Source organism: Bacillus sp. JJ664 (assembly GCF_036962205.1).
Classification (GTDB): domain Bacteria; phylum Bacillota; class Bacilli; order Bacillales; family Bacillaceae_G; genus Gottfriedia.
In genome coordinates this window covers 59,917-74,448 of record NZ_JBALMS010000025.1, presented here as the reverse complement: position 1 = coordinate 74,448, position 14,532 = coordinate 59,917, and the positions used below count along the sequence as shown (strand labels likewise).

The 14,532-nt window shown below is 32.9% G+C and carries 16 protein-coding genes; all 16 read left to right on the top strand.

Features of this window, described 5'->3' with window-relative positions:
• Window positions 1–17 precede the first annotated feature (17 nt).
• The gene (gene cheY / locus V7056_RS03975; RefSeq protein ID WP_087998534.1) at window positions 18–380 is read left to right on the top strand and encodes a chemotaxis protein CheY; all 363 of its coding nucleotides are present in this window, start codon (window positions 18–20) and stop codon (window positions 378–380) included.
• Window positions 381–416: 36 nt separating this feature from the next.
• Window positions 417–1,082 carry a flagellar biosynthetic protein FliO gene (locus tag V7056_RS03970; protein ID WP_499699488.1) on the top strand — a complete coding sequence of 222 codons (666 nt, stop codon included), beginning with the start codon at window positions 417–419 and terminating at the stop codon, window positions 1,080–1,082.
• Window positions 1,075–1,740 carry a flagellar type III secretion system pore protein FliP gene (fliP, locus tag V7056_RS03965; protein WP_499699486.1) on the top strand — a complete coding sequence of 222 codons (666 nt, stop codon included), beginning with the start codon at window positions 1,075–1,077 and terminating at the stop codon, window positions 1,738–1,740. The genes V7056_RS03970 and fliP overlap by 8 nt, the downstream gene beginning before the upstream one ends.
• A 14-nt stretch (window positions 1,741–1,754) precedes the next feature.
• Complete coding sequence (gene fliQ, locus V7056_RS03960; protein ID WP_087998531.1) at window positions 1,755–2,024, top strand: flagellar biosynthesis protein FliQ; 270 nt, start codon at window positions 1,755–1,757, stop codon at window positions 2,022–2,024.
• 5 nt (window positions 2,025–2,029) lie between these two features.
• Window positions 2,030–2,806 (top strand): flagellar biosynthetic protein FliR, encoded by a 777-nt coding sequence (fliR, locus tag V7056_RS03955; protein ID WP_499699484.1) that lies wholly within the window; start codon window positions 2,030–2,032, stop codon window positions 2,804–2,806.
• 1 nt (window position 2,807) lies between these two features.
• Entirely contained in the window at window positions 2,808–3,890 is a 1,083-nt protein-coding gene (gene flhB / locus V7056_RS03950; protein ID WP_499699482.1) for a flagellar biosynthesis protein FlhB, read from the top strand.
• Window positions 3,891–3,902: 12 nt separating this feature from the next.
• On the top strand, window positions 3,903–5,939 hold the full coding sequence (gene flhA, locus V7056_RS03945) for a flagellar biosynthesis protein FlhA (RefSeq protein WP_499699481.1): 2,037 nt from the start codon (window positions 3,903–3,905) through the stop codon (window positions 5,937–5,939).
• Complete coding sequence (gene flhF / locus V7056_RS03940; protein ID WP_499699479.1) at window positions 5,936–7,120, top strand: flagellar biosynthesis GTPase FlhF; 1,185 nt, start codon at window positions 5,936–5,938, stop codon at window positions 7,118–7,120. The genes flhA and flhF overlap by 4 nt, the downstream gene beginning before the upstream one ends.
• Window positions 7,117–7,971 carry a MinD/ParA family protein gene (locus V7056_RS03935; protein ID WP_499699477.1) on the top strand — a complete coding sequence of 285 codons (855 nt, stop codon included), beginning with the start codon at window positions 7,117–7,119 and terminating at the stop codon, window positions 7,969–7,971. The genes flhF and V7056_RS03935 overlap by 4 nt, the downstream gene beginning before the upstream one ends.
• Window positions 7,972–7,979: 8 nt before the next feature.
• Window positions 7,980–9,110: a protein-glutamate methylesterase/protein-glutamine glutaminase gene (locus tag V7056_RS03930; RefSeq protein ID WP_499699475.1), complete on the top strand. Its 1,131-nt coding sequence runs from the start codon at window positions 7,980–7,982 to the stop codon at window positions 9,108–9,110.
• Window positions 9,111–9,125: 15 nt separating this feature from the next.
• Window positions 9,126–11,144, top strand: coding sequence for a chemotaxis protein CheW (locus tag V7056_RS03925; RefSeq protein ID WP_499699473.1), 2,019 nt, complete (start codon window positions 9,126–9,128; stop codon window positions 11,142–11,144).
• 18 nt (window positions 11,145–11,162) lie between these two features.
• Window positions 11,163–11,627 carry a chemotaxis protein CheW gene (locus V7056_RS03920; RefSeq protein WP_499699472.1) on the top strand — a complete coding sequence of 155 codons (465 nt, stop codon included), beginning with the start codon at window positions 11,163–11,165 and terminating at the stop codon, window positions 11,625–11,627.
• Complete coding sequence (locus V7056_RS03915) at window positions 11,627–12,268, top strand: chemotaxis protein CheC (protein WP_499699470.1); 642 nt, start codon at window positions 11,627–11,629, stop codon at window positions 12,266–12,268. Before V7056_RS03920 ends, V7056_RS03915 begins: the two co-directional genes overlap by 1 nt.
• A complete protein-coding gene (locus tag V7056_RS03910) occupies window positions 12,261–12,758 on the top strand; it encodes a chemotaxis protein CheD (RefSeq protein WP_499699468.1) in 498 nt (165 codons plus the stop codon). Before V7056_RS03915 ends, V7056_RS03910 begins: the two co-directional genes overlap by 8 nt.
• 22 nt (window positions 12,759–12,780) lie before the next feature.
• Window positions 12,781–13,548: a FliA/WhiG family RNA polymerase sigma factor gene (locus tag V7056_RS03905; protein WP_499699467.1), complete on the top strand. Its 768-nt coding sequence runs from the start codon at window positions 12,781–12,783 to the stop codon at window positions 13,546–13,548.
• A gap of 271 nt (window positions 13,549–13,819) precedes the next feature.
• On the top strand, window positions 13,820–14,386 hold the full coding sequence (locus V7056_RS03900) for a hypothetical protein (RefSeq protein ID WP_499699465.1): 567 nt from the start codon (window positions 13,820–13,822) through the stop codon (window positions 14,384–14,386).
• The last annotated feature ends 146 nt before the right edge of the window (window positions 14,387–14,532 follow it).

The window sequence follows — 14,532 nt, the reverse complement described above, 5'->3', positions numbered from 1 at the left end:
TTTTGGAGGAATTTGAAATGGCAAATAATATTCTTATAGTTGATGACGCAGCATTTATGCGAATGATGATTAAAGACATCTTAGTAAAAAATGGTTTTAATGTAGTAGCTGAAGCTGCTGACGGAGCTCAAGCTGTTGAAAAATATAAAGAGCATCAACCGGACCTAGTAACAATGGATATTACAATGCCAGAAATGGATGGAATTGCAGCATTAAAAGAAATTAAGAAAATTAATCCAAATGCTAAAGTAATTATGTGTTCTGCAATGGGACAACAAGCTATGGTAATTGACGCAATTCAAGCTGGAGCTAGAGACTTTATTGTTAAGCCTTTCCAAGCTGATCGTGTAATTGAAGCTATTTCTAAAACACTAGCTTAAAATCTAGCAATGAATTTAAAAAGAAGGTGACAACGAATGAAGAAGCTACTTTTTTTAACGTTGTTGTCATTGATGGTGATGATTTCGCCGTTTAAGCCCACAGTTGGCTTTGCGGCTCAATCAAACCCATCTATACAAGATTGTATAGATAACCCAAAGTTATGTGATGACAATACAAAAAAGCAGACTAGTCAAGACATCTCAGAAGTAAAGTCTACCAAACTAACATTTTTTGACTATGTGAAAATGATCATTTCATTTGGAATTGTCATTGGACTATTATATTTAGTACTTTACTGGATTAAACGAAATGGAAATTCTTTCTCAAAAAATAATGTAATCAATTCTCTTGGTGGCACATCGATTGGATCTAATAAATCCGTTCAAATTTTAAAAATTGGAAACTCATTATATGTAGTTGGCGTAGGTGAGGATATTACTTTACTAAAAGAGATCAGTGATGAAGAAGAAATACAATCGATTGAAGGATTAAGAGAGCAAAAAACGCAAGCTGAGGTAAAAGTATCAAAATGGTTTGAAAACGTAATCAAACAAGATTATCGAAAAATAGATTCAACAAAGATAGATTCAACAAAAGAATCATTTAAAAATCTATTTAATCAACAAATGCAGTCTTTAAAAGGTAAGAAAAATTCAATCCTTACTAGAATTGATGAGAAAGGGATCGACAACAATGAATGATGTAGTTCAATACTTTAATTCTAGTAATCCAGAAACGGTTACAACATCGGTGAAACTATTATTATTATTAACGGTATTATCAATTGCACCGGGAATAATCATTCTTACTACATGTTTTACAAGAATCATCATTGTTCTTTCATTTGTTAGAACATCACTTGGTACTCAAGGTGTACCACCTAACCAAGTTTTACTAGGATTAGCAATGTTTTTAACATTTTTTATTATGGCTCCAACATTTCAAGAAGTAAACAAACAAGCCTTAACACCACTTTTTGATAATAAAATAACGTTGGAACAAGCATATGATCGCGCTTCAGTTCCGGTAAAAGAATACATGAGTAAGCATACACGACAAAAGGACCTAGAGTTATTTATGGGTTATACAGGTATGGAAAAGCCTAAAAGTATGAAAGACATTCCTTTAACTACATTAGTACCAGCATATGCAATCAGTGAATTAAAATCTGCTTTTCAAATGGGGTTTATGATCTTTATTCCGTTTCTAGTGATTGATATGGTTGTAGCAAGTGTATTAATGTCGATGGGGATGATGATGTTACCACCTATTATGATTTCACTACCTTTCAAAATATTATTATTTATTATGGTAGATGGATGGTATTTAATTGTTAAATCATTGCTCGAAAGCTTCTAGAGGTGAACTGAAAAATGAGTCAAGAATTCGTTATAACAATTGCTCAAAAGGCAATCTATACATTATTTATTGTGAGTGGTCCATTACTAATTATTGCTTTAGTAATCGGTTTGATTGTCAGTATTTTTCAAGCAACAACCCAAATTCAAGAGCAAACATTAGCATTTATTCCAAAAATAGTTGCTATATTAGTCGCACTGATTTTCTTTGGACCTTGGATGTTGACTAAATTAGTAGAATTTACATTTCAAATTTTTAGTAATTTGAATAATTTCGTAGGTTAATAAAAATGGAGACTTTATATCAAAGCATACCTGCATTTCTATTAATTTTCGTGAGGATCTCAAGTTTTTTTGTCACAGTTCCGATTTTTTCGAACAGATCAATACCGGCAAGTCATAAAGTGGGATTTTCCTTCTTTACGAGCTATATTGCATTTTTTCTTGTCGACCAACAACCACTACTAAATATAGATAATTATCTATTTTTATTGATGAAAGAAGCAGTAATAGGTTTAGCACTTGGATTGATTGCATTTATAGTCATGTCAGCAATACAAATCGCTGGAGGATTAATCGATTTTCAAGTCGGATTTTCAATGGCAAGTGTATTTGATCCTCAAACGGGTATGCAAAATCCAATTACAGCTCAATTTTTAAATGCAATTACGATCCTATTTTTATTATCGGTAAACGCACACCATCTTTTACTACAAGGGATCATAAATAGCTTCAAAATTATTCCTGTAAATTCGACAGGATTACCCATTGGTCATGAGGAATTTGTGCTTGAAGTTGTAAAAATCTTTATATCAATGTTTGTAATTGCATTTCAAATGGCGCTACCAATTGTCGCATCATTATTTTTAGTAGATATTGCATTAGGTATATTAACGAGAATTGTTCCTCAACTGAATATTTTTGTTGTTGGCCTTCCACTTAAAGTAATTATTGCTTTTATCTTATTAATTATCGGTCTACCAACAATGATGATATTAGTTCAGCATTTATTTGAATTAGTTGTGCAATCAACAAATTCCCTCATCCAGCTAATTGGAGGAATTTAAAATGACGCAAATTAAACTTAATTTACAACTTTTTTCTGGGGAAAAAACTGAGAAAGCAACCCCCAAAAAGAGGGAAGAAACGAAGAAAAAAGGGCAGGTAGCTAAAAGCGTAGAGATTAATACAGCTGTGATTTTACTTTCCATGTTTCTCTTTTTACTATTTGGTCGACAGTTTCTTTTTGACCAATTTGAGCATGTGATGAAGGACTATCTGGAACATAATTTATTAAAAGATATTTCTAATCAAAATGCTAGTTCAGTGCTATCTAAAATTTACATGCAAATTTTAATTTTAATTGGTCCTTTTTTAGGAGTTGCTTTTATTGCTGCTATCGTAGCTAATATATCGCAAGTTGGTTTTATGTTTTCGACTGAATCAATTGCTGTAAAGTTTGATCGCTTGAATCCATTACAAGGATTTAAAAAAATATACTCATTAAGAGCAATCGTTGAATTAGTAAAGTCATTATTAAAAATTTCTATTGTTGGCGCAGCTACCTTTTACATTATTTGGCAAAGTAAACAGGAAATCTTAAATTTACCCTTTGTCGGTATTAGGGAAGTTGCTGAAACAATCTATAATTTAGTTGTTAAAAGTGGTTTATACGCATCTGGCTCTTTATTTATAGTTGCAATGCTAGACTTGTTTTATCAACGCTTTGATTTTGAAAAAAATATTAGAATGTCAAAGCAAGATATTAAAGATGAGTATAAAAAATCCGAAGGGGATCCACTGATTAAATCAAAAATTAAACAAAAGCAAAGGGAAATTGCGATGCGTCGAATGATGCAGGAAATTCCAAATGCTGATGTAATCATTACAAATCCTACTCATTATGCAGTTGCGCTTAAATACGATGAGGAAAAAAGAGATGCTCCATACGTTATTGCAAAAGGAGTAGATTTCCTAGCATTAAAAATTAGAGAAATTGCAAAAGCACATGATATTGTAACGATTGAAAATCGTCCCCTTGCTCGAGCGCTATATGCCCAAACGGACATTGGAGATGAAGTACCAGAAGAATTTTTTAAAGCAGTTGCCGAAATATTGGCATATGTTTATAAGTTGAAAAGAAAGATTTAAGGGGAGAAACTAATGTCAGCAAAGAACTTAACAGTGCTTATCAGTGTAATATTTATCGTTGTCATGTTAGTTATTCCTTTACCAACATGGTTAATTAGTTTTCTAATCATGTTAAATATGTCAATAGCACTTGTTGTTTTATTACTTTCAATGAATGTAAAAGAATCACTTGAATTTTCTGTGTTTCCATCACTGTTATTAATCTTAACTTTGTTTAGAATTGGTTTGAACGTATCAACAACTAGGGCAATCCTAACAACGGGACATGGTGGTAATGTTGTAGAAACGTTCGGTAATTTCGTTACAAGCGGAAATGCAATTGTCGGTTTTGTAGTGTTCTTAATCTTAATTATTATTCAGTTTATCGTAATTACGAAAGGTTCTGAACGTGTATCTGAGGTAGCAGCAAGATTTACGCTTGATGCGATGCCAGGTAAACAGATGAGTATTGATGCTGACTTAAATGCAGGCATGATTACTGAAGTACAAGCAAGAGAGAGAAGAACAAAGGTTTCTAGAGAAGCAGACTTTTATGGTTCGATGGATGGAGCAAGTAAATTCGTAAAAGGTGATGCGATTGCAACAATTATTATTGTAATCATAAATATTGCCGTAGGGATGATTATAGGTGTCATTCAATTGGATTTAAGCTTTGCCGAAGCAGCAAAACAATTCACGACATTAACTGTTGGTGATGGGATTGTCAGTCAGATTCCTGCGCTATTAATTTCAACAGCTACAGGTATTATGGTTACACGCTCTGGTTCAGAAGACAATCTAGCAACGGACTTAACAAGTCAATTATTAGCATATCCAACATTATTATATATTTCAGCAGGTTCTATTACATTATTAGGGTTAGTAACACCATTAAATGATATTGTTACACTGCCAATTGGTGCACTTTTAGCGTTTGGTGCTTATCAATTATCTAGAAAACCAGTTGTAGATGAAACTGTAATAGAGGAACAGCAAGAAGAAATTGTCACAAATGATCTAAAAGCACCTGAAAGTGTTGTTAAATTATTACAGGTTGATCCAATAGAGTTTGAATTCGGTTATGGATTAATTCCATTGGCTGATACGAATCAAGGTGGAGATCTTCTAGATCGAATTGTAATGATTAGAAGACAATTGGCAATCGAACTAGGGTTAGTTATACCAGTTGTTCGTATAAGAGATAATATACAACTTCAACCAAACGAATACGTTTTAAAAATCAAAGGGAATGAAGTTGCACATGGTGAGTTATTACTAGATCATTATCTAGCATTAAATCCTGGTTATGACGAGCCTTCAATTATAGGTATTGATACATTTGAGCCTTCGTTTGGTTTACCAGCAAAATGGATTTCAGAAGAAATGAGAGAAAGAGCGGAAATGTTTAACTATACAGTTGTCGATCCGCCTTCAGTTGTATCAACTCATATTACTGAAATCATTAAGAGTTTCGCGCATGAATTATTAGGTAGACAAGAAACGAAGAATTTAATAGATCATTTAAAAGAAAACTATTCTATCTTAGTAGATGAAGTAACACCAAATCCACTATCAATTGGAGATATTCAAAAAGTTTTAGGAAAACTATTAAAAGAAAAAGTATCTATTAGAAATCTTCCTGTTATATTTGAGGCATTAGCTGATTATGGTAGATACACGACTGATCCAGAAGTGTTAACAGAGTACGTAAGACAAGCACTAGCTAGACAAATTACAAGTCAATTTAGTCAATCTAATGAATCTTTAAAAGTAATTACTTTATCGGGTAAGGTTGAAAAAATTATTGCCGATTCTATTACTCAATCAGAGCATGGCTCATATTTATCAATTGATCCAGATACTTCAGGAGAGTTCATCAAGGCCGTAAATAAAGAAGTTGAAGAAATGTCAATTGCACAGCAACAACCAATTTTATTATGTTCTCCTGCAATAAGAATGTATGTAAAACAGTTGGTGGAAAGATATATGCCGACACTTCCAGTCCTTTCATATAATGAATTGGATGCAGATCTTGAAGTTCAAAGCGTAGGAGTTGTGAGAGTAGGATGAGAGTAAAAAAAATTATTGCACCCACTATGGCAGAAGCAATGAAAAAGGTAACCGAAGAACTTGGACATGATGCTGTCATTCTAAATTCAAGAGTCATTCAAGAAGGTGGCGTTTTTGGTTTCTTTGCCAAAAAGAAAATAGAGTTAATAGCTGCTTTGGATCAAAATCAAGCAGCTCGGGAAACGACAATTCAAAAAGAGCAACCGAAAACAGTTTCATTTCAAAGTCAAATAGATGATCTAGTTCCATTAATAAAAGAAGAAGAAATCGTTATACCAAAAAAGGAAAAACCAAAAGAAGATTTAGAGCATGAAAATCTCTTGAAAGAAATGAAACAACTGAAATCAATGATTACAAAAATGAGCAATAATCAATCTGGGGAAGAGTCGCTCCATCCATTAATAGAGGAACTAAAAACCAAATTATTGGATCAAGACATTCTAGAAGAACTGACTGAAGAAATAATTTTAGAAATCAAGCCTAGAATGGCGCTTTTATCAAATCAAGTTTCAAAAGAGCAAATTAATGAATGGTTAAAGTCATCGATCATGACGAAGATGAAGGATTTAGAATTTGGTCATAAACATGATGATATTAGATATGTGAATGTAGTAGGACCTACTGGAGTTGGTAAAACAACGTCACTTGCTAAAATCGCAGCTGAAGCAGTATTAAAATATCGAAAAAAAGTTGCATTTATTACGACTGACACATATAGAATTGCTGCCATAGATCAATTAAAAACATATGCAACAATCCTTGGTGTACCAATTGAGGTTTGTTATAACTTAGAAGATTTTAAAAATGCAAAAGACAAGTTTGAACAATATGATCTAGTGTTAATCGATACTTCGGGACGAAATTTCCGAGATGAGAAATACGTTACTGAATTGAAGAAAATTATTGATTTTAATGAATTGGAAACGTATCTAGTACTTGCATTAACATCTAAGTACAAAGATATGAAAAAGATTTATGAACAATTTCACTCGATTCCTATTAATAAAGTGATTTTTTCTAAAGTTGACGAAACAGAATCATACGGTTCGATGTTAAACTTTATGGTCGAAAAACAGGTTGGGGTGGCTTACTTAACAAATGGTCAAAATGTTCCAGACGATATTATGGAAGGAAGCCCTAATAAAATTTATTCGATCCTTGCAAAGGATGTTCAGCTATGAGTGACCAAGCGACTATTTTAAGGGAAAAATTACAATTTGCAAATCAACCAAAAAGTAAAGTAATTGGTATTGTTAGTGGAAAAGGCGGGGTTGGAAAATCAAATTTCAGCTTAAATTTTGCCATTTCATTATGTCAAAAAAGTAAAAAGGTATTATTACTGGATTTTGATGTTGGAATGGGTAATATTGATGTCCTATTAGGAACCGTGACTAATTTATCAATTATTGACATTTTTAATAAAAATTTGACGATTCGTGATATTATGAATATAGGGCCAGATGGGTTGAAATATATATCTGGAGGTTCGGGATTATCAAACATTTTTTCATTAAGTGAAAGTAAACTTTCACATCTATTTAATGAGTTAGATACTGCAATGGAAGAGTTTGATTATATCATTTTTGATATGGGTGCAGGAGTGAGTGAACAAACAATAAAGTTACTTTCTGCAATGCATGAAATCTTTGTCATCACAACTCCAGAACCTACTGCGATTATGGATGCTTACGCAATGATAAAACATCTAGTATTAAATCAAGTGCGAGCTAAATTATCCATTGTGGTTAATAGAATAAATTCTCAGAAAGAAGGAGAATCAGTTCATTTTAGATTAGAGCAAGCAATCAAACATTTTATGAATGTTGAGGTAAATCTATTAGGGATGATTTATGATGATCCAAGTGTAAGAAAAGCGGTTATTTCACAAAAACCATTTATTCTACATTCACCATCAAGTCAACCTTCAAAAAATATAGAATTAATAAGCAAAAAATACGTAAACGAGGATATTAATGAACAACCGTCACATTCCTTTATACATCGTATGAAATCTCTATTTTTAAAAAGGTAGTGGTTTAATTGAAGAAAATCAATGTTCTTGTCGTCGACGATTCGGCTTTCATGAGGAAGATGATTGGAAATATATTATCATCTGATGAAGGCATTCATGTAATTGGTACAGCAAAAACTGGGAAAGAAGCAATCGAAAAAGTAATTCAATTAAAGCCTGATGTAGTAACACTTGATATTGAGATGCCTGTCATGAATGGTTTAGATGCATTAAAAGTCATCATGAAAGATTGTCCAGTGCCAGTAATTATGTTATCGAGCTTAACGCAAGAAGGTGCAACAAGTTCATTTATCGCTTTAGATAACGGAGCTGTTGACTTTGTTCCAAAGCCATCTGGAGCCATTTCATTAGATATTGAAACGGTTTCCGATCAAATTATTAAAAAGGTAAAGATGGCTATAACGGTAAACTTGAAAAAATTACAGTTTCCGAAACAAACACCAAAACTACCTATTCATAAAATTAGTAAAATTCCAGTAGTGGTTGAAGAGATCAAAATACCAGTCAAAAATGGAAGTAAGGTACAAATTGTCAAGCCAGCAGATGCACATGTGTTCACCAAACAAAGTAATAGAATTGTATGCATTGGTACATCCACAGGGGGTCCACGAGCACTTCAGGAGGTCTTAACAAAGATTCCTAATGGATTTCAACCCCCGATTTTTATTGTGCAGCATATGCCAGCTGGTTTTACAAATTCCTTGGCAGTTCGATTGGACAAGCTATCTGCAATTCATGTGAAGGAAGCTGAAAATGGTGAAAGAGTAGCAAATGGTACTGCTTACATTGCCCCAGGTGGGTTTCACATGAAAGTGATCCAAAAAAATAATGAATTATTGATAGATCTATCTGAGGAACCACCTAAAAATGGTCACCGTCCTTCAGTTGACGTATTGTTTGAATCGATTAGTAGTTTAGTAAACTATGAAATTACTTCAGCAATCTTAACCGGTATGGGAGCAGATGGTGCTAAAGGTATGAAGCTAATTAAACAACAATGTAAAGGCACAACAATCTCAGAATCAGAAGAAACATCGGTTGTTTTTGGGATGCCAAAAGCAGCAGCATTATTAAATGTAGTAGATGAAGTAGTACCTATTCAACTAGTAGCTGACACCATAATTAAACATTCCAAATAATAAGGGAGTAAGACTATGGAACTGAATCAATATTTAGATTTATTTATAGATGAAAGCAGAGAACATTTACAAAATATTAATGAGAATTTATTAGGACTTGAAAAAGAACCTACTAATTTAGCAATCGTAAATGAAATTTTTAGAAGCGCTCACACTTTAAAGGGTATGTCCGCAACAATGGGATATGAAGATTTAGCAAGTTTAACACATCAAATGGAAAATGTTTTAGATGCGATTCGAAATAATAAAATCTCTGTTAGTTCATCTATATTAGACGTAGTATTTCAATCAATTGATGATTTAGAGGCAATGGTTGAATCGATTAGTACAGGTGGAGAGGGGAAAAGAGATGTAAAAGAAGTCGTGCTGAAGTTAGCAGCGATCGAGAAAGGTACAGAATTCGTTGAAGAAAAAAATGAAGTGAAAAATGGATCAGATCAACTGACACTTCAATACGATGAATATGACTATACAGTTATAGAGCAATCAGTGGACCAAGGATTTAATGTATTTGAAATTAAAGTAGAATTAACAGCTTCATGTATTTTAAAAGCAGCACGATCATTTATGGTTTTTGAATCATTAGAACAAAACGGAGAAATTCTAAAAAGTAATCCCTCAGTTGATAAATTAGAAACTGAGCAGTTTGATGCCGTTTTTTATGTTACATTTATTACAAAAATCGATAAATCAGAAGTAAAAAACGTAATAATGAAAATTTCTGAGATTCATAATGTTGAGATTACTAGCTTTGATCTAAGCCGTATTAAACAAGAAAATGAACAAAAAGAAGTAATGAACGAAATTGCTGCAGCTGAAAAAGAAGTTGCTGTAGCGGTTGCTCCAGAAGCTGAGCAAAAAAATAAAGCAACGGCTCAAAGTAATAGTAAAACGATTCGTGTAAATATTGAACGTTTAGATATATTAATGAATTTATTTGAAGAACTTGTCATTGACCGTGGAAGACTTGAGCAAATTTCTAGAGATTTAAGTCATGGTGAACTACAAGAAACAGTAGAAAGAATGACACGTGTTTCTAGTGATTTACAGGGCATTATCTTAAATATGCGAATGGTACCAATCGATACAGTATTTAACCGATTCCCACGAATGGTTAGACAATTATCGAAAGATTTAAATAAGAAAATCGATTTACAAATTATCGGTGCTGAAACTGAGCTTGATCGTACGGTAATTGATGAAATTGGGGATCCATTAGTTCATTTAATTAGAAATGCGCTTGATCATGGAATAGAAAAACCTGAGGTTCGTGTGTCAAAAGGTAAACCTGAAACGGGTACTGTTGAGCTGAAGGCATTCCATAGTGGAAACCATGTCTTTATTGAAGTAAAAGAAGACGGGGCTGGAATTAGTCGTGAGAAAGTACTTGAGAAGGCAATTAAAAATAAAATTGTTACAGAACAACAAGCTTCTACATTAACAGATAAACAAGTTTTCGAATTGATCTTTGCATCAGGTTTCTCTACTGCTGAAGTATTATCTGATATTTCTGGTCGCGGAGTAGGCTTAGATGTAGTAAAAAGTAAAATTGAATCATTAGGTGGAACAGTATCTGTTGATTCTATTTTAGGACACGGCACTACATTCTCAGTTCAATTACCTTTAACACTTTCAATTATTTCAGTTATGTTAGTTGAGCTACAAAAAGAGAAGTACGCAATCCCATTATCATCAATCATTGAAACAGCGTTTATTAAAAAGACAGATATCATGAGTGCACACAATCAAAAAGTAATTGATTTCCGTGGGAAAGTCGTACCACTGTTGTTTTTAAATGATTTATTTAATGTACCATTTGAATCAGAAAATAACACAGATGGAATTTCAGTTGTCATTGTAAGAAAAGGTGACAAACTTGCTGGTTTAGTAGTTGAATCATTTATTGGACAACAAGAAATTGTTCTTAAATCTTTAGGGAATTATTTAACAAATGTTTTCGCAATTTCAGGAGCAACTATATTAGGTGACGGTCAAGTAGCATTAATTTTAGATTGTAATGCATTAATTAAATAACTGTTAGGAGATAAACGTATGATGTCTCAAGTAGAAAAAGTAATTGTGTTTGATTTAAATAATGAGGAATACGGTATACCGGTTAAAAACGTAAAATCAATTGAAAAAATTCAATTCATTACGCGTGTTCCAAAAGTTAACAATTTTGTTAAAGGTGTTATTAACTTACGAGGAGTAGTTACACCGATCATTGATTTACGTCTTCGTTTTAATTTAGAAGAAAAAGAATATAATGAGCGCACGCGTATCATTATTGTAACGTTTGAAGATAAAGAAGTTGGATTTATCGTAGATTCTGCAAATGATGTAATTGATATTCCAAATGATTGTGTTGAAAGTGCACCTGAAGTAGTTGGTGAACAGAAACATGAATACATTGAAGGAATTGCAAAATTAGATAAAAGACTACTTATTATTCTAGATTTAGAAAATGTTTTAGATATAAATGATGATGCAGATATGAAAGTTGTTGAGGTTAAATAATGTCCTTTCAAGAACAGATTAAATCCCTGCAACTAGACATTTTAAAAGAAATAGGAAATATCGGAGCAGGGCACGCTGCTACTGCTCTGTCAAGCCTTTTAAATACCAAGATTGATATGAGTGTACCAAATGTTAAGATTATGCCGTTTAACGATATGATGGAACTTGTTGGTGGAGCTGAAAATGTCGTTGCTTCTGTCTACTTCCGCATAGAAGGTGAAGCACCTGGAAGTATGTACTTTGTAACGAGCCTAGAACAAGCTACAAATATCATTAAACAATTAACAAACGACCCTGAATTTCAAATAGAAGATCTTGAACAAAATCCGATAGCAGCATCTGTATTACAAGAAGTTGGAAATATATTAATAGGTTCATATTTATCATCCTTTTCAGATTTTACGAAATTAAATATTTATCCTACTGTACCGGCACTTGCAATCGATATGTTTGGAGCAATTATTTCATACGGTTTAATTGAAATAGGACAAGTTAGTGATGAAGCGATCGTTATCGATACGATTTTCTTTTCTGATGAAGATAAGGAAAATAAGGAGTTAAATGGACATTTCTTCTTACTTCCTGATCCTGATAGTTTTGAAATAATATTCAATTCGCTAGGTTTAGGTTCCAATGAGTAATCTTGTTCAAATTACAAAAATTGGTATTGCAGAAATGGGAGTTGTAAAGGGATCTCAGGTAATAAGAACATCTGGGTTAGGTTCGTGTGTAGGTGTAGTCATATATGATGAGGAAAGACAGATAGGTGGTATGGTGCATGTCATGCTACCTGATTCAAGCCTAGCAAAGGAAGGTCAACTAAATAAGGCTAAGTTTGCTGATACGGCGATTAATGAATTAGTAGATCACGTAGTTATTAATGGTGGTAGAAGAGCTAATTTAAAAGCTAAACTAGCTGGTGGATCACAAATGTTTCAATTCAGTTCATCCAATGAAATGATGAGGATAGGTCCCAGAAACGTAGAAGCAGTAATACAACAATTAGAAAAACTTCAAATTCGAGTGCTGGGTTCAGATGTAGGAGGCAATAAAGGCCGAACGATTGAATTTTCACCAGAAAACTCACTATTGAACATAAGAATTGTAAATCAAGGTGTTATCATAATTTAGTAAGTAGCTGAGGTGAAAGACTGTGTCGCAAATCCTGAAAAATGATTCATATAGTTATTGGAAAAAGTGGATAGAAGATCGCGATATTCATGCTGGTGATGCTCTAATTCGGATCTATATGCCATTAGTTCATTTTCAAGTAAATAGAATATCTCAAAGTTTGCCTTCGAATGTTAACAGAGATGACTTACGAAGCTTTGCAATGATGGGATTATATGACGCTTTAGAAAAGTTTGACCCAAATAGGGATTTAAAATTTGAAACATATGCTTCTATTAGAATTAGAGGTAACATTATGGATGGTCTTCGAAAAGAAGACTGGCTACCTCGTACTACTAGAGATAAAGCAAAGAAAATCGATTATGCAATTGAAACATTGGAGCAATCACTCCAACGTAAAGCAACGCCTGAAGAAATTGCAGAATACACAGGATACTCTTCTAATGAAGTTGTAAATGTCGTTAACGATGTGTTTTTTTCAAATATGTTATCTGTTGATGAGCAGATTAAAGATGATGGAGATGGACAAGTTAATTTCATCCAAACTTTAAGAGATAATGGCACCTTAAATCCAGAAGAAGAATTACTAAAAGCTGAGCAAATTAAACAGTTGGCTGCTACGATTGTAACTGAATTAAATGAAAAAGAACAATTAGTGATCAGTTTGTTTTATCATGATGAATTAACATTTACTGAAATCGGTACAGTGTTAAAATTGTCTACATCTAGAGTCTCACAGATACATGCAAAAGCAATTTTTAAACTTAGAGATTTTTTAAGTAAAAACTAGTTCAAATATTTGTCTTATATTAAGCTGTTTTTTAATCAATTGTTGAAATATAAGAATGCGTTAGTTGGTTACAACGCCAGGATGCCCTACCTTTTCGTGGGGTGAATGTTGAGCATTCTTGTGGGCCTGCGGGGCTCTAGCCTTTCCGCATATCCTGCAGGAGACTCGCACCTTCCGTTGTAATCAACTTTTGTCTTTGCCGTTTCAAATTCTAAAAGCAACAATCTGTTAGAAAAGAGCTGAAATTTAATCATCTTGGGAAGTGAATTGATTGACGGTACTAATTATTTTTTGTTTTATATTATTTTTATTATTATGTGTCTGGAATATTTATTTAACAATGCAATTATCTAAATACAAGGAAATTGAAACTTCATTATTTCATATTAAACAAGAAACAGAAGATGTACTCTATTCATTTATTGAAGAATGGAAAGAGGAAAATGAACAATTTTTGAATAAATTAAGTAATAATTCCAATAATAATAAGCAGGTCCAAAATGCTCCAACAATTAATAGAAATGAATCTTTCGTTTCTAAAAAACAAAATCTAGTTAAGAGATTTGATTTTGTAGAAAAGCAAACAGAAATAGATTATAAAGATCTACTATTAAATGAAAGCGATCAAAACGATATTTCTGGGCTCATACAAAATCGTGAAAAAACAGTAGTAGAAAGTGTTAAAGCTACTGAAAAACTAACACCAGAAAGGCCTAAAAATAGCCTGTTAGATGAAATCATTTCTATGAAAAATGATGGACTAACTACGGATGAAATTGCGAAAAAGCTAGATAAAGGTAGAACAGAAATAGAATTAATGTTGAAACTTCGACAATAATTTTTCTAATTTACTTGATAAAACGATCTAGCTATGCTATATTAATCCATGGTGTTATTACACACGCTTGCCGATTTTCTTATTGGTGCTACCCAGTATGGGAGTGATAGGAGAAGATGACGTGAGCGGAGGAAAAAGAACCATTA

Excerpts from the sequence above, each read along its gene's own strand:
- cheY (WP_087998534.1), top strand. The coding sequence starts at position 18 with ATGGCAAATAATATTCTTATAGTTGATGACGCAGCATTTATGCGAATG.
- V7056_RS03970 (WP_499699488.1), top strand. The coding sequence starts at position 417 with ATGAAGAAGCTACTTTTTTTAACGTTGTTGTCATTGATGGTGATGATT.
- fliP (WP_499699486.1), top strand. The coding sequence starts at position 1,075 with ATGAATGATGTAGTTCAATACTTTAATTCTAGTAATCCAGAAACGGTT.
- fliQ (WP_087998531.1), top strand. The coding sequence starts at position 1,755 with ATGAGTCAAGAATTCGTTATAACAATTGCTCAAAAGGCAATCTATACA.
- fliR (WP_499699484.1), top strand. The coding sequence starts at position 2,030 with ATGGAGACTTTATATCAAAGCATACCTGCATTTCTATTAATTTTCGTG.
- flhB (WP_499699482.1), top strand. The coding sequence starts at position 2,808 with ATGACGCAAATTAAACTTAATTTACAACTTTTTTCTGGGGAAAAAACT.
- flhA (WP_499699481.1), top strand. The coding sequence starts at position 3,903 with ATGTCAGCAAAGAACTTAACAGTGCTTATCAGTGTAATATTTATCGTT.
- flhF (WP_499699479.1), top strand. The coding sequence starts at position 5,936 with ATGAGAGTAAAAAAAATTATTGCACCCACTATGGCAGAAGCAATGAAA.
- V7056_RS03935 (WP_499699477.1), top strand. The coding sequence starts at position 7,117 with ATGAGTGACCAAGCGACTATTTTAAGGGAAAAATTACAATTTGCAAAT.
- V7056_RS03925 (WP_499699473.1), top strand. The coding sequence starts at position 9,126 with ATGGAACTGAATCAATATTTAGATTTATTTATAGATGAAAGCAGAGAA.
- V7056_RS03920 (WP_499699472.1), top strand. The coding sequence starts at position 11,163 with ATGATGTCTCAAGTAGAAAAAGTAATTGTGTTTGATTTAAATAATGAG.
- V7056_RS03915 (WP_499699470.1), top strand. The coding sequence starts at position 11,627 with ATGTCCTTTCAAGAACAGATTAAATCCCTGCAACTAGACATTTTAAAA.
- V7056_RS03910 (WP_499699468.1), top strand. The coding sequence starts at position 12,261 with ATGAGTAATCTTGTTCAAATTACAAAAATTGGTATTGCAGAAATGGGA.